The following is a 21,705-nucleotide window of genomic DNA, read 5'->3' as shown; positions in this document are numbered from 1 at the left end:
ATTTTAACGCAAGCATAGCATTCTGCGTAACAATTCTCTTCTTCCTCTGCGTCCTTTGCGCCTCTGCGTGCAATACAAATTTTTCTCAATTTAATCGCGTCCGAAAAATGTAACAATACCATATACCTTCTTCCCATTATTTAGGAAGATCCTTGCACGAAAAATTAACACAAAAAAATGAAGTATGGCAGATAGAACCAAAATTATTTCCTTTCAACTTTCTGACGGCAAAATAATTAAAGTAGAGGTTACGCCTATAGGGGAACAACCTGTTTCTGATGAAACCAGAGTTTTTAAACAAGCCACAGAAATTATTAAATCCATTGCTGAAGATGTTGCGGGTACATTAAAAGATATTAGCGAGACAGTCAAACCAGATAAATTTAGTGTCAAACTAGGTTTACAAATTGGAGTTGAGTCAGGACAACTAACCGCTTTAATTGTCAAAGGAACAGGCACAGCTAACCTGGAAATTACGATGGAATGGGGTAAATAACAGTTGATTGTCTTACACTTGTGGTAATCTTTTTACAAAGATGCTGCGTGAGAGCAATTAATGGGTAACGACAAGGATTTACAACGCTGTACAGTGCGTTTAAATGTTGCCAGTAGTCAGGGAACAGGTTTTTTTGTTGCACCGAATTGGATTCTCACCTGCGCCCACGTGGTCGAATCTGCGAAAGATAACCCTGTGCAAGTATTCTGGAAAGCAGGAAACCAGAATTACACAGCTAAAGTTACCCAATTATACAAATATCCCCTTGATTTAGCCCTTTTACAACTGGACGAGGATTGTTTGCATCATCCCTGTGTTGAATTGGATAACACAGAACCGAAAACCAACGATGATTTATATATTTTCGGTTATCCCAAGAATAGCGAAGTTGATTATTCGCTGGGAGATTCAGCAAGTTTTAAATATGAAGGAATAAGTTTTAAACAGGATATTATTCTCTATAAGTTAAAGCAAGGGCAAGTTATCTCAGGGTTTAGCGGTTCGCCTTTACTAAATTTACTAACAGGTAAAGTTTGTGGAATTGTGCATCTTTCCCGTGATGAGGGTAACGATTTAGGTGGCCGGGCAGTTTCGGCTCAAATGATTGTGAAACACTTTCCCGAAATTTCGTTATTTAATAAACAATTTCATCAGCAAAAGTCCAAAGGTGATAATCCATTTGAATATGGTCTTCCTGTTCCTCCACAACGTTTTTACGGGCGGAGAAAAGAGATTTTAGAGATTAAAAACCGCATTGGTGCGATTAGTCCTCAATGTGTCAATTTGGTAGGATTGCGGCGCAATGGAAAAACCTCTCTATTGCGATATATCAAAGAAAGAATCAGCGAATTTTGTTCGCCAGAACAAAAGCCTTTGGTTGTTTTCTTAGATTTAACGAGTAAGAATTTTCATACTCCAGAGGGGATTATTGAAGGCTTAAGGCGAGGGATTCACAAACTAACAGGGAATTATCCTTGGTTAAAGGAAGATAATGAAGATGGCTTTGCAGTAGAAGATGGCTTACAGTTTTTAGTAGATCATGGGTATCGTTTAATTATTTTATTGGATGAGTTTGAAGCCATTGCTAGTAAAAAAGATAGGTTGGAATTGTTTCAGGATTGGGGAGAAGATTGGCGTTCTAAAGCTTCTGCGGGTTTATTAACAATGGTAATTGCCAGCAAACGCCCTCTGAATGAAGTTTACGAAACTTTGAGTCTCGGTTCTCCCTTTGCCAATATTTTCAGTACGACTATTTTAGGGGCATTAGAGGAGGAAGCTTGGCAAAACATCATCCAGAAAGGACAAAAAGAATTTCTGCCTAATTCTGCGGTATTACAATGGGTGGATGAGTTAGCAGGAGGGTTGCCCTATTATGTGCAGATGGCGGGGGCGATGTTGTGGCAAAATAGGAATCAAGAAATAGCTAAAAATGAGTTTAATTTTCAAGCAAAGCCTCGTTTTGAAGAACTTTGGAAAGATTTAACCGAAGTTGAACGTTTAGCATTGCGTTATGAGTTGGGAGAGGGTAACTTAGCTATTCCCAATCTGGCAATTGTAGATAGGCTTCAGCGTCATGGGTTATTACGGAAGAATGGGGGTTTATTTAGCAGTGTGTTTGCAGAGTTTGTGAAAGGTCAAAGATAAAGCAATAAGCCAAAAATTCAAACATTAGATATAAAAAATGTTACTGTTTTTACGAGAAACTTGGGAACTATTTTGGTGGGCAATGTATTGTCCTTCAAGGCTTCAACAACGAATAAATGAATGGTTGCCTCAAGAAGAAAAAGATGGACGCAGGCAAGATACAATTTTTTTTAATATTTTATTGTTAGGAAACTTACGAGTTATTAGTCAGTATTTATTACTATTATTTATTTTTAACATCCCTCCTATTTTAAGACTAATTGAGCGTAATCAATTGTTGGATTGGTTACAGTTACCTTGTGTAATGTTAATTGCTTATACGACAGGAGTTTTATTTTTACCTTTAGGATTAGTTATCCCCTCGTTGTGGTTGATAGTTGTATTAAATCAGCCTGATAGCTGGTTAAAGGGCTTAATACAAGCTATTAAAGTTTTACCTCCTTTACCTCAAATAGGGATAGGTCTTACAGTTTTTGGAGTATCTATATCATTAACTGTTTGGTTAATATTGCAACTCTTAAAAAAAGAACATCTTTCCCTTGCTCGTAATCTGATGGTGGTGGCAGGAACAATCAGTGTGATGTTAGGAGCGTGGTTAGCAACTGAAAACTGGTTGTTTCTGTTGTTAGTAAGTGGAATGACAAACTTTCTCCTATTTGTACTAAGAGAAAATGAAAATATGACAAATAGTGAGAATGCGGTCGGAGTGGCGGTCAGAGTGGCGGTCGGAGTGGCGGTCGGAGTGGCGGTCGCAGTGGTGGTCGGAGTGGCGGTCGCAGTGGCGGGAGGAGTGGTGGTTGCAGTGGCGGTCGCAGTGGCGGTCGGACTGGCGGGAGGAGTGGCGGGAGGAGTGGCGGGAGGAGTGGCGGGAGTTGCTACTTTACCGCTTATTTGGTTTTTGATTGTTGCAAGTTTAATCGCTTTTGCTCTTGCACCAGTAAAAGACAATAGAGTTTTTATCATCACTACAGTGATTTTAATAGCTCTTTCTGCCCAAAATTTAGGATGGCTTTCAGCATTAATTATCCCTGTAACCTTAGTCAGCTATTACAGAATATTTCCTGATTATAGCTTTATCTCTTTAGGTAGTTCTTATACATTATTTACTCATTATTTACTAAAATTTTTCAGATTTTCAGATTCAACAGTTAGGTGGTTATGTCCCCAAACAGCAAAAATACTTTTTCAATTACCTCCTTACACTAGCGAACTCCTGTGGATACCTTTACCTAATCATGCTCAACTTCTTGTTTCTGAATTTCGTGAAAGACCTGAACAAGCCTTAATAATCTTTAGATATATCCAAACTTTTTCCTTACCAGGATTTCAAATAACCCTGCAAAATGCCTTACCACAAATTGTCGCCGACCAACTCACGGAAATTCAAACTATTCCAAAACTAATCTTTACTGCCAACTCAGACCATCCTATATTAGCCTTCCTGATTTCCCCCTTCTATCACCTCGATTCTGACAGCGATACCCCCACCCCAGAAACACCTTTACCAAAGGTTAAACCTGAACTTTCTATCCTTCTTCCTCGCTTAAAAACTATTATTCAAGATATTCAATCTGCACTTGAAAATGAAAATGTACACCTACGAAAACGAGGATTAGAACGAGTCAATAACAATGTTGTTCGATTACAATCCCAATTACCCTCTCTCGGACTTAAAGGCAAAGCTATTAAACGCTGGACACCTGTACTAGAACATTGGCAAAGGGTTATTGAACTGGAACAAAATGAACAACGCAAACTCTCTCAAGACGAACTAATCAACCCGTTCCAATATGGAAATCCGGTGCGACTTGACCAAAAAAACTTGTTTAAAGGTCGTCAGAGATTTGCCAATGAAGTTGTCCGTAGAGTTTTAGACCGTGACCGACCTACCCTTGTGCTGCATAGCCCCCGTCGCTGTGGTAAAACTTCCTTTTTGTATAACTTTCCCCGCCTGCTTCCCAGTGATATTCTCCCCGTATTTGTGGATATGCAAAGTTCCGCCATTACCACCAGCGAATCTGACTTTTGCTTTGGCTTAGTCCGTGCAATTCATAAAGACTGCAAAAGTCAAGGCGTTCAATTACCAAACATTCCTAAACGCACCGATTTTCAAGCTAGTCCCTATACCACTTTAGAAGATTGGTTAGATGAAGCACTTGCCCAAATCGGAGAACGGCGCATCCTTCTCAACCTTGATGAATTTGAAAAAATCGGTACCGCCATCCAGAACGGACAGATAACTTTACGTTTGTTTGACCAACTGCGCCACTTAATTCAACATTATAAACAACTCGGTTTTCTCTTTTCTGGCGTGCAAACTTTAGAGGAATTAGGCCCGAATTGGAGTAGCTATTTTATCAGCGTTGTCCCAATAGAAATGCTTTATCTTGAACCTAACGAAGCCGAGGAATTACTCCTTAATCCAGATCCAGATTTTGCACTGCGTTACGATTCAGGGATTGTAGAAGAAGTATTAAAACTTACCAATTGTCACCCTTACTGCCTACAATTATTGGGGGCATCAATGGTGAATCAAGCTAACTTTAACCATACTGATTTGATTAATGCTGAACTCTTGCAAGCTTCTATTAATGACGCATTTATTTCCGGTCAGCCTTATTTTACAAATATTTGGACAGAATTTACAGGAACTACACCAGAAGAAATGGTAATTGGTCAAGAATTATTATTACAAGTTGCCAGAACAGATATTTTATTACCTATAACTACTGAAATTGCTGAGAAGGTATTAACCCGATTGTTGCGTTATCATATTTTACAAGAAATCAATGGAGGATATGATTTTGAAATTCCTCTGTTAAAACAATGGGTGAGAGAGCGTGCAGTCAAAAGCTAATTATTTAAACTTAGGATGGTGCGTTAGCCTTCGGCATAACACACCCTACTAGGTGTATTGATTTTATTATGATAAATAATTTGTTAATTAGGTGGATAATAGATGCGATCGCACCTTAATTCACATATAAACCCTAAAGTAAAAACTTAAGCAATTGCTAAATCATAATGTAAAACTAAGATTTCATCTGCTCTCAAAGTCGCCATTGCATATTCACAGCCTTGGGTATCAGCAAACTCGACTAAATAATGATATTCCTCTTCTTGCTCATACACTTCTACAATTGTTCCAACTTGCCCACTTGGTAAGCTTTCGATAGAAGTATAATCTTCTTCTACTAGTTCTAATCTCTCAATAGGAATCGGTTTGAGTGTAGCAATAGTATCCAAAAGTTTAATTTTTTTCATTTAACTTCACAAATGCAGTAATCAAACGTGGATAGGGATTATTAGCGGTAGTTTCCCAGATTGTCCGCAGCCTGATTCCGTCTGTATCAGGTACTATCGAATCTACCTTAAACTGTTGACCAAATTGTGTAGTACTTTGCTGAACAACTTCACCTGTAACTGCTGCTGTTTGAATAAGTTCGCGCAAAACATCGGCATTTTCTAGCGTGATTCCTAGAATTGATGCGAAAACTCTAGCTTTATGTTTCTCACTCGGATGTTCTGGGTTTAGACAATAACCTATTAGCTTTTGCATAGAAATTTCTGCTTGCTCACCGTTGGGTAATTTCATTGTTATGAATATGCCCTAAGAGGATGTTTGAAAAGTCATTATTGATGTGTCAAATATTTTTTACCCCTCCCTAACCCTCCCCTTATAAAGGGGAGGGAACCGGATTTTTCTTGTTTCCCCCCTTTATAAGGGGGGATTAAGGGGGGTAAAAACACAACTAAAATCACAGTCAACCACTTTTCAAACAACCTCTAAGAGACTTGAAATTTTATCATTGACGGTTCGTTTTTTCAAAAATGCTCGATCAAAACCAAACACCCCTATTAGACGCTTTAAAAGCCAATGCAACACGCTCCCATGCTTCTTTTTACACCCCAGGACACAAACAAGGCAAGGGTATCTCTCAACCTCTAGCCGATTTACTTGGTAAAGCTGTCTTTGGCGCTGACTTAACCGAATTAGGAAATTTAGATAATCTTTTTGCACCCCAAGGGGTAATTCAACAAGCACAACAATTAGCAGCCGAAGCATTTGGCGCTTCGCAAACATGGTTTCTTGTTAATGGTTCTACCTGTGGAGTTGAGGCGGCAATTCTCGCTACTTGTGGCACAGGAGGTAAAATAATTTTGCCTCGAAATGTGCATTCTTCTGCGATCGCTGGTTTAATTCTCTCCGGTGCCGTACCAGTTTTTCTCAATCCTGAATACGATTCAGTTTTAGATATTGCCCATAGCATTACACCCACTGCTGTAGAATCTGCACTCCAACAACATCCCGACGCCAAAGCAGTGTTGACAGTCTACCCGACATATTACGGTGTTTGCGGAGATTTAAAGGCGATCGCCAATATTACACATCAATATAATATTCCTCTACTCGTAGATGAGGCACACGGCGCACACTTTAGCTTTCATCCAGAATTACCCATTTCAGCTTTAGCCGCAGGTGCCGATTTAACTGTACAATCCATCCACAAAGTACTCGGTGCCATGACACAGGCATCGATGTTGCATATTCAAGGTAACAGGATAGATAGCGATCGCATTAGTAAAGCTTTGCAGCTGTTACAGTCTACCAGTCCTAGTTATATACTTTTAGCTTCTCTAGATGCAGCGCGTCAGCAAATGGCACTCCACGGCAAAATGCTGATGTCTCGTACTTTGCAACTTGCCCAAGAAGCCAGAACTAAAATCAGCCAACTTCCTGGCTTATCTGTCTTAAGCCCCCCTTTTCAAGGGGGGTTGGGGGGATCTCCCGGCTTTGTGGCTTTAGATAAAACGCGATTAACTGTAACTGTTTCTAATTTAGGTTTAACCGGATTTGCCGCAGATGAAATTCTAGATGAAAAATTTGCCGTTACTGCTGAATTTCCCTCCCAGCAGCACCTTACTTTTATTATTAGTCTGGGCAATACCGCAGCTGATATCGAACAATTAGTGCAAGGTTTTACTACTCTTGCCAAAGAATATCGCCGAACCAACGCTACTGTTAAAAACTATATTTGGCAGGATATTGCTGAAACATCCGGTACTAATTTGTATTTGTCTCCCCGTGAAGCTTTTTTTGCTCCTAGTGAAACATTACCTTTAGCAAAGACTTGCGATCGCATTTGTGCAGAAATCGTCTGTCCCTACCCTCCCGGAATTCCGGTATTAATGCCCGGGGAACTCATCACCAAACCAATTCTTGATTACTTGCAACAAATCCAGGCAATGGGAGGATTTATCAGCGGTTGTACTGATACTAATTTTCGCACCCTAAAAGTAGTCAAATAATGACTCAAGAGTCGCAAAATCTAATTTCCGACCTCTAAATTTAATTTACCAGTCGCAAAATCTAATTTCCGACCTCTAAATTTAATTTACCAGTCGCAAAATCTAATTTCCGACCTCTAAATTTAATTTACCAGTCGCAAAATCTAATTTTCGACCTCTAAATCTAATTTACCAGTCGCAAAATCTAATTTTCGACCTCTAAATCTAATTTACCAGTCGCAAAATCTAATTTCCGACCTCTAAATTTAATTTACCAGTCGCAAAATCTAATTTTCGACCTCTAAATCTAATTTACCAGTCACTCAAGCTATGCCAACCCTCTCCTAAAATGAGACAGGTCAAACCCCAGCTATCGAACTCACGTAAATTTAAGATTCATCGCTATCGCATTTTGTATATTTCGTCACAAACGGAATTAAACAACTTGCTTAAAATAAGCAGAAATTTTTGGCAGCATGGCGCATAAAGCGAACTTGTTTATAGATTTTCGCTCATGCGCTATTTCCTTGTCCCTACCTTCTACAATAAAGATAGACTTTATTGAGATTTGTATAGTTGGGGAAAAGCTGTCATGGCTCCCGCCGTTTTAATTCAAAATTTGCAAAAGTCCTACGGCACGGTAGTTGCTGTTAAGGATGTTTCCTTTCAGGTAGAGTCAGGAGAAATCTTTGGTTTACTTGGCCCCAACGGTGCTGGAAAAACTACTACCTTGCGTGCCTTGTGTACACTCACCACACCGGATGCTGGCAAAATCGAAGTATCTGGTATCTCTGTATTAGATAATCCGAGAGTAGCAAGACAAAAATTAGGCTATGTCGCTCAGGAAGTCGCTATAGATAAGGTGTTGACTGGACGAGAACTGTTGCAATTGCAAGCAGCACTTTATCACCTAAAAGGCGCAGTAGCCAAACAACGTATTGAAACGGTATTGGATTTACTCGGTTTACAAGAATACGCCAATAAAAAAACCGGAACCTACTCCGGTGGTTTACGCAAGCGCCTTGACTTAGCTGCTGGGTTACTCCACGCACCGGATGTTTTAGTCTTGGATGAGCCAACTGTAGGACTTGACATAGAAAGCCGTTTTGTGGTATGGGAATTCCTGAGGAAATTACGTGCCTCTGGAACAACGGTAGTAATTACCAGCCATTATTTAGAAGAGATTGACGCTTTAGCCGATCGCGTGGCAATAATCGATCGCGGCGTTATCATAGCCGTTGGCACACCTTCACAATTGAAAGATCGAGTAGGGGGCGATCGCATCACCTTGCGAATTCAGGAATTTTCCCCCATTGAAGAAGCAGAAAAAGCTAAAAATCTCCTTCAATCTTTGCCCTTCGTCCAAGAAGTCATCATCAACAGCGCTCAAGGTAATTCTCTCAACTTGGTGGTGACACCCCAAAATGATGTTCTTATCAAGATACAGCAAACCCTAAATAACGCTGGCTTACCCATATTTGGCATCGCCCAATCTCGCCCCAGTCTTGACGATGTTTACCTCGCCGCCACGGGACGCACACTGATGGATGCAGAACTAGCAGCGATCGCCACTCGCGATCCCAAAGCTGAGAAAAAGCAGAATATGAGGTAGGGAATGGGGCATAGGAGATGAGGGAGATAAGGGAGATGAGGGGGATGAGGCAATACTGCTCGGATAAGCAGGGGAGGCAGGGGAAGCAGGGGAAGCAGGGGAGGCAAAACTCAACGCCAGCCCCCATTTCTCCCCCTGCTCCCCCTGCTTGCCTCAACCAAGAAATTCCTTAACCGAGCAGTATTGGGGGATGAGGGAGACAAGGAAGACAAGGGAAATGGGAAAATAACTCCTAACTCCTAACTCCTAACTCCCAACTCCTAACTCCCAATCTAAAATCCAAAATCCAAAATCCAAAATTATTATGAGTGTTACTCCTAAATCTGATATCAATTGGCAACCGCTAGCGTCGCCACAAGCAGATGCTAATCCTGCTTCTAATTTTTTCGGTGACTTGGTACAAGAGACGCTGGCTTTAACTCGTCGCTTGTTTATTCAATTGCAACGGCGTCCCTCGACATTAGTCGCTGGGATTATTCAGCCAGTCATGTGGTTAGTGCTGTTTGGCGCTTTATTCCAAAATGCACCCAAGGGCTTGTTTGGCAGTACGACAAATTACGGACAATTTTTGGCTGCTGGAGTAATTGTGTTTACAGCCTTCGCTGGAGCGCTGAATGCTGGTTTGCCTGTAATGTTTGACCGCGAGTTCGGTTTTTTGAATCGTTTGCTGGTAGCACCCTTAGCATCACGGTTTTCCATTGTCTTTGCTTCGGCAATTTTCATCATCAGCCAAAGTTTACTGCAAGCAGCGGTGATTGTAGGAGCAGCAGCGTTTTTAGGTGCGGGACTACCTGATGCAGCTGGTTTGGGTGCGATCGCTTTAATTGTTTTCCTCTTAGCTTTGGGTGTGACAGCCATTTCCCTGGGCTTGGCTTTTGCCTTACCCGGTCACATTGAATTGATTGCGGTAATTTTTGTTACAAACCTACCATTATTGTTTGCTAGTACCGCTTTGGCTCCTTTATCCTTTATGCCTCACTGGTTACAAGTTGTGGCTACCTTGAATCCCCTCAGCTATGCGATCGAACCCATTCGCTACCTCTATCTGCACAATACTTGGGCTTTGGATAGTGTAGTCATGCAGGCTCCTTGGGGTGATGTTACCTTTGGGGGGGCGTTGTTGGTGTTGTTTGGCTTTGCCGTTGTCGCCTTAGTTAGCATTCAGCCCCAACTACGACGGACTCTTGCTTAAGATAAGATAGAGCAATTTTCGAGTCAAAATCCATGAAAAAACCATTTTTACAAATTGCTAGACTCTTCTTGGCTACCGCAGCAGGAATTAGCTTTGCTCCTTTGCTGATGGCTCAACCCAGTTCAGCTCAGATCAGCAGCCCAGCGGATGCTTTTCCTAGTAATAGTACAACAGACCAAAATACCGATCCTTTCTCCCGCTCGAACTCAGATAATTTCAACATGTTTGATCTGATTCATCGGGCAAACTTCGGAACTCTCAACTGGAATTCTCAACAACAGAACGAACAACTAGATTCAACCGCAGCAGGCTTTAGAGCCAGACAACAACAATTACTCCAATGTCGTCAACAAGCGCAATCAACAACCGCAGGATCGCCATCGGTTGCATTGGCGTCGCCGACATCATCATCTCAACCAGCAACAGCAGCTCCTTTGAAAGCCAACCAACAACAAACACTCCAATGCCAACAAGCACGGCAAACAACCCCACAGTTACCATCGTTTAAATTGCCATCAGGTAACTGAATTCAAATCAATAACGCCAACCCCAAAGGCTTGGGGTTGGCGTTAGACGTTTCAAAAATCCTTAGTTATCAGGCAAAAAACTACAGCCCAAGTGCAGCTAAAACATCCTCAGCATGGGTGGTGGTATTTACACTAGCGTCAACATGGGTAATTTTGCCGTCAGGCCCAATTACGTAGGTGACGCGCTTGGCGTAACCGCCGCCATCCACATCGAAAGCTTTGATGAGGGATTTGTCGGTGTCAGCCAGTAAAGGAAAATTCAAATTAAATTTTTGGGTGAATGCCTGATGAGAGACTTCATCATCTGCACTGACTCCCAGTACTACAACATCTTTACTTTGATATTTAGATTGGGCGTCCCGAAAACTACAGGCTTGTTTGGTGCAGCCTGGAGTGTCATCTTTGGGGTAAAAATACAAAACAACTGTCTTCCCAGCAAAATCAGATAAAGAGACTGTGTTGCCGTTTGTATCTTTGGCGGTAAATGCAGGTGCATCCGTACCAACTGCTAGAGGCATAATTAACCTTTCCTGTTTCAGATTGTTGATGCACTTGAAATTTTACATTAATTTATAATGATTAAATATATTTACTAAAAAATAACATAACTATATTTTAGGTAACTAAATTCTGCTTAGATGAGGTAACTGGTGCAAAAATATATTCTGAAATTAATTTTTATTGAAAGAAAAATTTCTCCCCATACACAATGCCTCCTGTTGATTCCCAAAACCCAAAAACTTTTGTCTATCCTCCCAGCACAGTAGAAAGAGCGGAGCGATCGCTAATATGTTCGCCCTTTAATCCGTCTTTATTTGAAGTCATGCGACACCAGAGTGTGTCATTGAGTGCGATCGCCCTGGAAAATGGATTAAAGCAGGGCTATACTCAGCGTCCTTTGTCAGAATTAGCATGTGACAACACCTTGGGCTGGCTGATTGAAGTGGGTGTATTGCGCCGAGAAGTCGATGGTCAGGGAATTACAGATAGTTTTCGCCTCACTCCCTTAGGACGCCAGTTGATAGAAAAATACCAGGGGAAAAATTGGCGCACACCGTCATGGCGCGATCGTTTATACGATGTGATAACTCGTTGGTTGCGGTTACCCTTTTAGGGACTTGTGAACTAGCCTATAGGAATCCGATTTGATTTCTGAATCACTCGTAGAGGTAAGGGACTGGGGATTGGGGACTGGGGACTGGGAAGAAGGAATAAAAGTGTACTGAGTTTTGTTCAAAAATCAAATATGAGTCCTATATTAAAGAAGTCGCAAGTCGTAAGTACAGTTTTGTAACGGGGATTTAGACCCCGCCACAAAACTTGCGGCTTGCAAAGTTGCCGGCGACTTAAACCTACCGAATTTTGTTGACAGGAAATACCAAATATGGATATTTGAAAAACCACATCTGTCGTAGGGGCACAGCAATGCTGTGCCCCTACACCCAAGGTCTATAAGCCAATACACTTGGGTTAAACATCAAATAAATCTTAGTTCCTAGTAGCAAAATTTGATTGATTTACACCTAACTACTTAATAAGTAGCTACCAAGTTTCGGCTGTACCTTTCTTGTAAGGTTCACCTGTAAAAGGTTGTACGCCAATAGTAGGATAAGCATCATCATTAGGCCCAAAAATCCGCATTGCAGCTTCAGAAATATACTGGGTTACGTTAGCAATCATTTGGGAAATATTGGAAATAGTCATATTATTGGACTCCTATTTTTTGAGTCACTTTAGTTTTGATACCTATACTCTAACCCTGATTTTGTTGGCTAGCTGTAACTCTCAATATATTGAGAATCTATGCAATCTTTATTCAGATAAGTTTGCAATACTTTAGCTTGTGAAAAAGTCAAAATTTTTTCCTTATTTACTAATTATAACTTAGTTTTGTCTTCAATCCCATCTGTAGGGGCGTACAGCTCTACGCCCCTACCTATGTATCTGTATCAGGCATTTGGTGAAAAGATATTACTATTCATCTTATCCAATTCACACTATTACTAGCTATTACTATTAAAAAATGTGAAATAATTTATGAAGTTAATATTAATATGGCTGTAAATCTACTGTTATGCAGTCGTACCGGAAGTATATTTGCTAGGAGTTGACATTATTTATGGTAAATATTACCATAAATGAAAGAAGCGTTCTTATAAGGAAGCTCTGGCATGACAACTTTCCCAGATTTAGACTATGTACATAAACAGCAAACCCAGCAAAACCAGGAACTAAACCTGTGTGCAGATGACTACAGCTTGCTGACTGACCTTTATCAATTGACGATGGCGGCTTGTTACACAGGCGAAGGTATAGAACAACGACGGGCAAGTTTTGAGTTGTCTGTCAGACGCTTGCCAGAGAATTTTGGTTATTTAATTGCAATGGGTTTGGCACAGGCGTTGGAATATTTGGCAAAATTTCGCTTTAGTCCATCGCAAATTGCGGCATTACAGGCGACGGGGATTTTTGCTCACGCAAGCGATCGCTTTTGGTCGTTGTTAGCCCAAGGCAAGTTTACCGGCGATGTTTGGGCAGTACCAGAAGGTACGGCTGTGTTTGCCAATCAGCCACTTTTACGGGTGGAAGCACCTCTTTGGCAAGCACAATTGGTGGAAACTTATCTTTTAAATACTATTAATTACCAGACCTTGATTGCCACAAAAGCAGCACGGTTGCGGGATGTGGCTGGAGAGTCAGCAACACTTTTAGAATTTGGCACAAGACGCGCCTTTAGTCCCCAAGCATCTTTGTGGGCGGCGCGGGCGGCTTTGGCAGGTGGTTTAGATTCCACTTCCAATGTGTTAGCAGCGCTACAACTGGGAAAAAAGCCAAGTGGTACGATGGCACACGCCTTGGTCATGGCGCTATCAGCAATCGAAGGCACTGAAGAACAAGCCTTTAGTGCATTTCACCGATATTTTCCGGGTGCGCCATTGTTGATTGATACCTACGATACCATTGCTGCTGCCCAAGGCTTAGCTGCAAAAGTCAATTCCGGGGAAATGCAATTAACAGGCGTGAGATTGGACTCAGGAGATTTAGTTACCTTATCAAAACAGGTGCGATCGCTACTTCCTGGTGTGCCAATTTTTGCTAGTGGCGACTTGGACGAGTGGGAAATTGCCAGAGTCAAAGCTGCTGGGGCAGAAATTGATGGTTACGGACTGGGGACACGATTAGTTACAGGTTCCCCCGTAAATGGAGTTTACAAACTTGTAGACATTGATGGCATTCCAGTCATGAAGGAGTCAAGTGGCAAGGTAACTTATCCAGGACGCAAGCAGATTTTTCGCTCGTTGATAGGAGGTAAGGTAAAAGCAGACAGGTTGGGACTTTTGGGTGAAAGTTCTTTGGAAGAACAACCATTATTGCAGTTGGTAGTCCAGCAGGGTAAATGGGTGCAACCGCTGGAGAGTTTGGAAACAATTCGTCAGCGAACTGCTGCCTCAGTTGCCAGTTTGCCAGAACAGACACGACGGTTGGATCGCCCTGTGGCTGTAGAAGTGGAAATTTCTCAGGGTTTACAGGTGTTGACTCAAGAGACTAGAAAACCAACCGCAGAGGCGCAGAGAACACAGAGATAAAAGTACTCTTTGAGTGTGTCTTAATTACGAATTACGAATTACGAATTACGAATTACGAATTACTATGAGAATTGCTTTGTTTGGAACGAGTGCCGATCCGCCAACTGCTGGACATCAGGAAATTCTGAGTTGGCTGTCTGAGGGTTATGATTGGGTAGCGGTTTGGGCAGCAGATAATCCATTTAAGTCCCATCAAACACCTTTACAGCATCGGGCGGCAATGCTGCAATTGTTGATTGCGGATATCGATGCGCCACGGCAAAATATTGCTTTGGAACAAGAATTGAGTAGCTTCAGAACGCTGGAAACAGTGGAGAAAGCAAAATTGCGTTGGGGTGATGACGTTGAATTAACATTAGTAATTGGTTCAGATTTAGTCACTCAGCTACCACGTTGGTATTGCATTGAAGATTTGTTACAGGAAGTGCAACTATTAATTGTGCCGCGACCGGGATATGTAATAGATGAGTCTAGCTTGGAGGTAATACAAAACCTGGGAGGCAAAATGGCGATCGCTAGTCTAACTGGTCTAGATATTTCCTCAACAGCTTACCGCGAACATGGAGATTCTCAAGCCCTGACTCCCCCTGTAGTTGCTTATATTAATCGAGAGCATTTATACGAATGCCAGGACGCCAGCAAAAAAAGATTCCAACTCCGCTAAATCAACAACCTTTGGCCGATTTCAAGGTTGGTGTTGATAATGTTATTTTTTCTGTAGATACTGCACAAAATCGGCTGTTAGTTCTGTTAGTAATGCGGCAGCAAGAACCATTTTTAAATCATTGGAGTCTTCCGGGTACTTTGGTGCGTCCAGGAGAGTCTTTAGAAGATGCCGCCTACCGCATTATGGCAGAGAAAATTAAGGTCAACAACCTCTATTTAGAACAACTTTATACCTTTGGAGGCCCAAATCGTGACCCACGGGAAGCAACAGATAGCTATGGTGTGCGCTATCTATCAGTTAGTTATTTTGCCCTTGTGCGATTTGAAGAAGCCGAATTAATTGCCGATCGCGTCACAGGAATAGCTTGGTATCCAGTTAAACAAGTTCCACAATTAGCTTTCGATCATAACGAAATTTTGACCTATGGACATAGACGCTTGCGAAATAAATTGGAGTATAGTCCCGTGGCTTTTGAAGTCTTGCCAGAAATGTTTACTTTAAATGATTTATATCAGTTATACAGCACAGTTTTAGGTGACAATTTTTCCGATTATTCTAATTTTCGGGCGCGTTTACTGAAGTTAGGTTTCTTATCCGATACCGGAATTAAAGTCTCACGGGGTGCTGGTCGTCCGGCTAGTTTGTATAAGTTTGATGCCGAAGCTTTTGCCCCATTGAAAGATAAACCTTTGGTGTTTATTTAATGAACGGTTAATCTGGGATGAGGGAGATGAGGGAGACGCAAAGAAAAACTAATGACTAATAACCAATTATCAATGACTAATAACTAAAAAAATGAAAATAGCGATCGCTCAAATTAATCCGACTATTGGTGATTTACTAGGAAATGCCCAAAAAATCCTAGAAGCGGCACAACGCGCTGCATCCGGTGGTGCGCGTTTGTTGCTTACACCTGAACTTTCTTTGTGTGGCTATCCACCACGAGATTTATTACTAAATCCTAGTTTTGTAGAAGCTATGAATATAACTTTACAAAACTTAGCCCAGGATTTACCAGCAAATTTAGCTGTGTTGGTAGGAACTGTCGAACAAAATATCAAAGCTCATATTACTGGTGGGAAAAATTTATTTAACAGCATCGCTTTGTTAGAAAATGGCCAAGTCAAGCAAGTTTTTCACAAGCGACTTTTGCCTACTTATGATGTATTTGATGAACGTCGTTATTTTGAACCAGGCTTGCAAGCTAATTATTTCACATTAGATAATATCGATATTGGCGTCACTATTTGCGAAGATTTATGGAACGATGAGGAATTCTGGGGCAAACGTACTTATGCAGTGAATCCCATTGCTGATTTAGCAATTCTGGGTGTAGATTTAATTGTGAATTTGTCTGCTTCTCCTTATACTGCGGGCAAGCAACAGTTTCGTGAAACAATGCTTAAGCATAGCGCGGTGCGTTTTCAACAACCAATTATTTATGCTAACCAGGTTGGGGGAAATGATGATTTAATTTTTGATGGTCGGAGTTTTGCTTTGAATCGTCAAGGTGAAATTATCTGTCGCGCCCGTGGTTTTGAAACTGATTTGTTGGCGGTTGAATTTGACGAGGCGGTGCGAGATTTGCAATTGAGTTCTGTGGCACCTGGATATGAGTCAGAAGATGAGGAAATCTGGCAAGCTTTGGTTTTGGGAGTCCGAGATTATGCCCGCAAATGTCGTTTTTCTAAAGTAGTTTTGGGTCTCAGTGGCGGAGTTGATTCGGCATTAGTAGCAGCGATCGCCACTGCTGCACTTGGTCAAGAAAATGTGCTGGGTGTTCTCATGCCTTCGCCTTATAGTTCCGACCATTCGATTAGCGATGCTTTGGCATTAGCCAAAAATCTGGGAATTAAAACTGATATTTTACCAATTGAACAGTTAATGCAAGGCTTCGATCGCACCTTAGCCAATTTATTTGCAGATACAGAATTTGGACTAGCAGAGGAGAATATCCAGTCCCGGATTCGCGGTAATTTATTAATGGCGATCGCTAACAAATTTGGTTATCTTCTCTTATCCACCGGTAACAAGTCAGAAATGGCAGTTGGTTACTGTACTTTATACGGCGATATGAATGGCGGTTTAGCAGTCATTGCAGATGTTCCCAAAACCCGCGTTTATTCACTTTGCCACTGGTTAAATCGCAATAACGAAATCATCCCCCAAAACGTCCTGACTAAAGCACCAAGCGCCGAACTCAAACCAGGCCAAGTAGATCAAGACTCTCTACCGCCCTACGAAATTTTAGACGATATCTTGCAACGTCTGATTCACAACCACCAATCAGCAGCCCAAATTGTCGCAGCCGGTCACGATTCGGTAATTGTAAACCGAGTAATTCAAATGGTGGCGCGGGCTGAATTTAAACGCCGACAAGCACCCCCCGGCTTAAAAATCACCGATCGCGCCTTTGGAACTGGTTGGCGAATGCCAATTGCCAGTAACTGGGTTGCTGTCAAAAACGCCTACCAAACTAAAACCACACCCACGCCTACCTTAGTCTGTTCGGATGGACAAGATGCCCAGCCGCGAATTAAATAAATGAGGATGCGGGGACGCAAAGACACTTCTCTGTGTACGTTGCCGTGTCTCCCGCGTCCCCCTCACCCGATCGCCACGTCTTCTTGAATATTAAGATTTGCTTCTTTTATCAAAACTTTTAACAAAGCTGCTATACCAATTTGGGCGGAAACTGCATTAGCATCCCATTTACCATCGGCTACATACTTGCCTTTGTTGTAGTGGTTAGTCCCTGACCACAGATAAGGTGTGAGAACTTCTGGATGGTACTTTCTATAACCAACACCGTTGTATCTCTCTAGCTGCCAAAGCTGTGCTGCCAAACTCCAATCTTTGACTCGGTTGAATTCTTTCATTGTCAAAGCATCAACGGCGCTTTCTTCCCAGGTGTATCCAACCTGCCAGCCTTTGATGGGGTCAGCTAGTGGTCTGCCGGATGGTTCGTTGACAGTGCGTTTTTTTAGCGAGTCGCCGTTGTGCAGATGTGTGGCGAAGTTCAGGGAAGATTCCATGTTATGGATGACTGCAACAAAGTACCAAGGTACATTAATTTTTTGCTGTAATGCTTCGTAACGAGGGCGATTAGCACTGATTTTCGCAACTATGTTTTGAGTACTGCTGAGTTTATCTGGTCTGATTTCGCACGTATCCCAAAGCTTCTGATATTCTGGTTTTAAATCTAGCAGGCTAAGTAGTATTTTATTTGCCATTTTTATTAAATACCCAAGAATAACCTTGATTTTTCGAGTTATGACAAAACTATCTTACTTTTATAGTACTTGGAAACTTTTTATACAAAATATTAATTTTTTCACACAAAAATTTTTGATATTTTATGCTTCACAAACTAGTCTTAAGTTGATTTCTGTCTTTTTGTGAATCCAAGCCTAATTAAGTATAAATATTTAAATACCGTTAAATAAAAAACAATTTCAAATTAAGTAAAATTATATAAATTTTTGTGTGTCAATGATAAATTAATAGTAAAATTTTTAACATTATATTAAGAAGTTGCAGTGTAGTTTAAAACAACATCAATCCTGAAAATGATGTTTATACTTAGAAGTAAGTCTATCAAGGTAGGTGCATAATGAAACTACAAGATTTCTTAGGAAAAGATGAGAAATGGGGATTCGAGGCGATCGGCAAAGATCCAGAATTAACTCGTCAGATTCAAATACTGTTAATTGGTTTGGGTTTACTCGATCCTCCAGCCGATGACAAGTTTGGGCCAATATCTGCCGCAGCCCTGAAAAAATTTCAAGAATTAATGAAAACTGGAGAAACTGACTTTTTAGGGGCAGTCACCGCCAAAGAACTAATTGAAACTAAACGAGAGGAACTTCCTAAACCTCCCCTAAAACTTGGTAATGACGTTGCCAGTAAGATTATCAAATACATGCAGGCAAAAAATTATGAGGTATTCACTAACCCCAAAGAATACAACATTGTTTATTTAGAAGGAGTAAATGAAGACTGGACTCTCAACAGCGATACACCTAATCAATTCAACGATCGCCGTATTGTAATTGAAGTAGTAGACGGTATTCCTAAAATTGTAAATCACTGGCAAGCAACTACAGAACCAGGTAGCCGCTATACTTATAACCCTATGAATCCCGGAGGTGCTGCCAGAATTAAGTTTGGGCAATACAAATCTTGGTCTGTTGGCATACACGGCAATTCAGAACCTCACGAAGCATTAATCCAAGTTGCACCTATTACTGTTTACCGAGATTTTAATAAAGATTTTCAACGGACTGGCGACAAAGTTGATACAGGTCTTTTCTTAGTAAATCAACACTACGGTTATGATGCTCCTGCAAATGATATTAAGAATGCTAGTGCAGGTTGTTTAGTAGGACGCAGGCGCGAGGGGCATCGAGAGTTCATGGCGATAATTAAACAAGACCCCCGCTATTTAGCTAATAAAAATTATGTCTTTTATACTACTGTCATTCCTGGGGATGATTTATTGAAGTAATTTTGAGGATGAAGCAACACAAAGTAGGGGCATAGCAATGCTCATTAGTGTCAACTTAAGCTCAAAGAATTGTCCCACATACGTTTTACCCCACCCCCAACCCCTGCCCTTGGTAAGGGCAGGGGCGGTTTTGGCTTTAGACAAAACCGGGGTGGGGTGACGCGGTGAGTCATGGTAAGTGAGTGAATTCAGAATCACGTCTTGACAAGGATTTCACGTTAAGTTGACACCAATGAGCAATGCTATGCCCCTACAAAATATGTGGTTCAAATAAATGAAAAGTTCTGAAAGTTGACCCAGGTCAACAATATTGTGCCCCTACTTTATCTGAGATATCCCAGGCACTGTTGTCTAACTTTGTTCTTGTGGAATTTGTCCTATCTGCGCCATCAACTTCTCTTTATCCTGCCTACGTTTTTTGGCGTAAAGTTGAATAGTGACTGCCATCAAAATAATCATGGCGAAAATGCCCCAGGCCGCAATATCTGTTGGTAGATTATTTTTAAATATAGCGAGTAAGACGATCGCTACCAACATAACTGTCGGTGCTTCATTTAACGCACGTAATTGCTGACCACTCCAGGTACATTCATCTGCTGCTAATTTCTTCATCAGACGAGCGCAGTAATGATGATAGCCTATTAAAATGGCCACAAACAGCAGTTTGATATGCAACCAGCCCTCTTTTAACACTTCGGGTTCAGTGCTGATTAAACCGATGGCCATTGCGATCGTCAAATACATTCCTGGATTAGTGATGATATGGTAGAGGCGCTTTTCCATAATTTGATACTGATTTTTCAGTATGGTTCGCGCTGGTTCAGGTTCAAGGTTCGCTTCAACGTGATAAATAAAAAGACGTACCAGGTAGAATAAACCGGCAAACCAAACTACAAATCCGACAATATGAAATGCTTTAAACCATGAATAAGCCATGAATTTTTATCTCCATCAGTGTGGTTGTGATGCATTTTTAGTAGTCAGAATTCAGGAGTCAGGAGTCAGGAGTCAGAATTCAGAAGTCAGAATAGTCCAGCAGTGAAAGGATGGAGTTTTAACAAGCAACAATGTTTGAATTTCGCCACTCAATCTTTTCTTTAGTGGACTAAAATTAGTGGTGACTTGGAACCCTCCATTCATTTATTCTGACTCCTGAATTCTGAATTCTGAGTTCTGAATTCTGACTCCTTTTTATATTATCGATTTTTGCCAGAGGTATATTCTCAATGAGCATCTTTACGACGCAGAAATGGTAAAAGGTCTTCTAAAATAGTCTCATGGTAATGTTCTTGAGGGTAATGTCCGACGTTATTAAGTTTTATTAATTCTGTATTGGATACCGAATTAGCAAAATTTTCTGCAATATCTACGGGTAACCAAGGGTCAATCATACCCCATTGAATCAGAATTGGCTGTTGCCATTCTTTAAAGCCAGATTCGATTTCTGTCATTGCTGAATCAAGTTGTAAGTTGCGGATACTTGCTAACAAACCTCGACCAGATGCAGAAGTTGTCAAAAATGGTTTTCGATAAACATCTAAATCTTTATCTCCGATGCGATAACGGCTTCCACCTTCTAGCGTCCGGTCAACTAACAGCGGGTCTTGGGTCATGATTTCACCAGCCAAAGGTAAACCCATTTGTTTAATTTTCCAGGGTAATTTGGCAGCCGTTGAAATTGGTGTATTTAAGATAGCTAAATTGGCAATTTGTTCTGGGTGACGCAAAGCATATTGTAGTCCTACAGAACCTAAAAATCCTTGTACAACTAAAGAAAAATGTTCAAGTTCTAGTGCTTTGATAAATGCTTCTAAAGCTGTGATAAAAGCATCAGGAGTGTAAGCAAAATCTCGTTTTTCTGGTTTTGCAGAAAACCCGTAACCAATCCAATCTGGTGCGATCGCTCTTGTTCCTTGATTCGCCAAAGCTGGTATAATATTACGCCAACTGTAACTTTGTGAAACTAAGCCATGTAGCAACAATACAGGCGCTAAGTCAGTTCTGCCGATTGGTGAAGATTCCCGATAAAACCATTCCAGTGAATTTACAGTTATTTTATGTTCTGTTATTGACACGCTATTTTCCTATATTGGGCATTGGGCATCGGGCATGGGGCACAAGAGGCAGAGGGGCAGGGGGCAGGGGGCAAGGGGGAGAATGAAAAATTACTTCTTTCCCCCTGCT

Annotated in this window: 20 protein-coding genes; 13 read left to right on the top strand and 7 right to left on the bottom strand. The window is 41.2% G+C overall.

What is annotated here, in order from left to right; all coding sequences use genetic code 11:
- Positions 1-184 precede the first annotated feature (184 nt).
- Genes IQ276_RS36170 through IQ276_RS36160 form a run of 3 tightly spaced genes read left to right on the top strand, consistent with a single transcriptional unit; the run spans position 185 to position 4,997 of the window.
- Entirely contained in the window at positions 185-496 is a 312-nt protein-coding gene (locus IQ276_RS36170) for a CU044_2847 family protein (RefSeq protein WP_193922491.1), read from the top strand.
- A gap of 60 nt (positions 497-556) precedes the next feature.
- The gene (locus IQ276_RS36165) at positions 557-2,140 is read left to right on the top strand and encodes a serine protease (RefSeq protein ID WP_193922493.1); all 1,584 of its coding nucleotides are present in this window, start codon (positions 557-559) and stop codon (positions 2,138-2,140) included.
- A gap of 37 nt (positions 2,141-2,177) precedes the next feature.
- Positions 2,178-4,997, top strand: coding sequence for an ATP-binding protein (locus IQ276_RS36160; RefSeq protein WP_235116300.1), 2,820 nt, complete (start codon positions 2,178-2,180; stop codon positions 4,995-4,997).
- 146 nt (positions 4,998-5,143) lie between these two features.
- Here IQ276_RS36160 and IQ276_RS36155 read toward each other — a convergent pair whose 3' ends face one another.
- Both IQ276_RS36155 and IQ276_RS36150 read right to left on the bottom strand, forming a co-directional pair.
- Entirely contained in the window at positions 5,144-5,386 is a 243-nt protein-coding gene (locus IQ276_RS36155) for a DUF4926 domain-containing protein (protein WP_235116299.1), read from the bottom strand.
- Positions 5,387-5,390: 4 nt separating this feature from the next.
- The gene (locus tag IQ276_RS36150) at positions 5,391-5,735 is read right to left on the bottom strand and encodes a DUF6883 domain-containing protein (RefSeq protein WP_193921524.1); all 345 of its coding nucleotides are present in this window, start codon (positions 5,733-5,735) and stop codon (positions 5,391-5,393) included.
- Between the two features lie 236 nt (positions 5,736-5,971).
- On the opposite strand from IQ276_RS36150, the gene IQ276_RS36145 reads away from it, so the two are divergent.
- From IQ276_RS36145 to IQ276_RS36130, 4 genes are all read left to right on the top strand, one after another.
- A complete protein-coding gene (locus IQ276_RS36145) occupies positions 5,972-7,450 on the top strand; it encodes an aminotransferase class I/II-fold pyridoxal phosphate-dependent enzyme (RefSeq protein ID WP_193921526.1) in 1,479 nt (492 codons plus the stop codon).
- 571 nt (positions 7,451-8,021) lie between these two features.
- Positions 8,022-9,041 (top strand): ABC transporter ATP-binding protein, encoded by a 1,020-nt coding sequence (locus IQ276_RS36140; RefSeq protein ID WP_193921527.1) that lies wholly within the window; start codon positions 8,022-8,024, stop codon positions 9,039-9,041.
- 304 nt (positions 9,042-9,345) lie between these two features.
- Positions 9,346-10,233 (top strand): ABC transporter permease, encoded by an 888-nt coding sequence (locus IQ276_RS36135; RefSeq protein WP_235116298.1) that lies wholly within the window; start codon positions 9,346-9,348, stop codon positions 10,231-10,233.
- Positions 10,234-10,265: 32 nt separating this feature from the next.
- Entirely contained in the window at positions 10,266-10,760 is a 495-nt protein-coding gene (locus IQ276_RS36130; protein WP_228043130.1) for a hypothetical protein, read from the top strand.
- Positions 10,761-10,840: 80 nt separating this feature from the next.
- Here the strand turns inward: IQ276_RS36130 and IQ276_RS36125 are convergent, their stop codons facing one another.
- Positions 10,841-11,278 (bottom strand): peroxiredoxin, encoded by a 438-nt coding sequence (locus tag IQ276_RS36125; protein ID WP_073640521.1) that lies wholly within the window; start codon positions 11,276-11,278, stop codon positions 10,841-10,843.
- A gap of 191 nt (positions 11,279-11,469) precedes the next feature.
- On the opposite strand from IQ276_RS36125, the gene IQ276_RS36120 reads away from it, so the two are divergent.
- Entirely contained in the window at positions 11,470-11,874 is a 405-nt protein-coding gene (locus IQ276_RS36120) for an Npun_F0494 family protein (protein ID WP_190878277.1), read from the top strand.
- A 428-nt stretch (positions 11,875-12,302) separates the two neighbouring features.
- Here IQ276_RS36120 and IQ276_RS36115 read toward each other — a convergent pair whose 3' ends face one another.
- Positions 12,303-12,464, bottom strand: a complete 162-nt coding sequence (locus tag IQ276_RS36115; RefSeq protein ID WP_190878275.1) for a nicotinate phosphoribosyltransferase — start codon at positions 12,462-12,464, stop codon at positions 12,303-12,305.
- Positions 12,465-12,931: 467 nt separating this feature from the next.
- Between IQ276_RS36115 and IQ276_RS36110 the strand changes: the two genes are divergently transcribed.
- The 4 genes from IQ276_RS36110 to IQ276_RS36095 all read left to right on the top strand — a co-directional run bounded on the left by IQ276_RS36110 (position 12,932) and on the right by IQ276_RS36095 (position 17,558).
- Positions 12,932-14,347, top strand: a complete 1,416-nt coding sequence (locus tag IQ276_RS36110; RefSeq protein ID WP_193917943.1) for a nicotinate phosphoribosyltransferase — start codon at positions 12,932-12,934, stop codon at positions 14,345-14,347.
- Positions 14,348-14,411: 64 nt separating this feature from the next.
- Positions 14,412-15,011, top strand: coding sequence for a nicotinate-nucleotide adenylyltransferase (locus IQ276_RS36105; RefSeq protein ID WP_190878270.1), 600 nt, complete (start codon positions 14,412-14,414; stop codon positions 15,009-15,011).
- Positions 14,972-15,718 (top strand): NUDIX hydrolase, encoded by a 747-nt coding sequence (locus IQ276_RS36100; RefSeq protein WP_193917941.1) that lies wholly within the window; start codon positions 14,972-14,974, stop codon positions 15,716-15,718. Before IQ276_RS36105 ends, IQ276_RS36100 begins: the two co-directional genes overlap by 40 nt.
- Before the next feature lie 91 nt (positions 15,719-15,809).
- Entirely contained in the window at positions 15,810-17,558 is a 1,749-nt protein-coding gene (locus IQ276_RS36095) for an NAD+ synthase (protein ID WP_193917940.1), read from the top strand.
- Between the two features lie 62 nt (positions 17,559-17,620).
- Here the strand turns inward: IQ276_RS36095 and IQ276_RS36090 are convergent, their stop codons facing one another.
- The gene (locus tag IQ276_RS36090; protein ID WP_193917938.1) at positions 17,621-18,247 is read right to left on the bottom strand and encodes a hypothetical protein; all 627 of its coding nucleotides are present in this window, start codon (positions 18,245-18,247) and stop codon (positions 17,621-17,623) included.
- Positions 18,248-18,627: 380 nt separating this feature from the next.
- Between IQ276_RS36090 and IQ276_RS36085 the strand changes: the two genes are divergently transcribed.
- Positions 18,628-19,521, top strand: a complete 894-nt coding sequence (locus tag IQ276_RS36085) for a peptidoglycan-binding protein (protein ID WP_235116297.1) — start codon at positions 18,628-18,630, stop codon at positions 19,519-19,521.
- A gap of 351 nt (positions 19,522-19,872) precedes the next feature.
- Here the strand turns inward: IQ276_RS36085 and hemJ are convergent, their stop codons facing one another.
- On the bottom strand, positions 19,873-20,457 hold the full coding sequence (gene hemJ, locus IQ276_RS36080; RefSeq protein WP_190881595.1) for a protoporphyrinogen oxidase HemJ: 585 nt from the start codon (positions 20,455-20,457) through the stop codon (positions 19,873-19,875).
- 287 nt (positions 20,458-20,744) lie between these two features.
- Positions 20,745-21,596, bottom strand: coding sequence for an alpha/beta fold hydrolase (locus tag IQ276_RS36075; protein WP_193917934.1), 852 nt, complete (start codon positions 21,594-21,596; stop codon positions 20,745-20,747).
- Positions 21,597-21,705 lie beyond the last annotated feature (109 nt).

Origin of the sequence: Desmonostoc muscorum LEGE 12446 (assembly GCF_015207005.2) — a bacterium.
Lineage (GTDB): Bacteria > Cyanobacteriota > Cyanobacteriia > Cyanobacteriales > Nostocaceae > Nostoc > Nostoc muscorum.
This window is presented reverse-complemented; position numbering and strand designations above follow the sequence as displayed.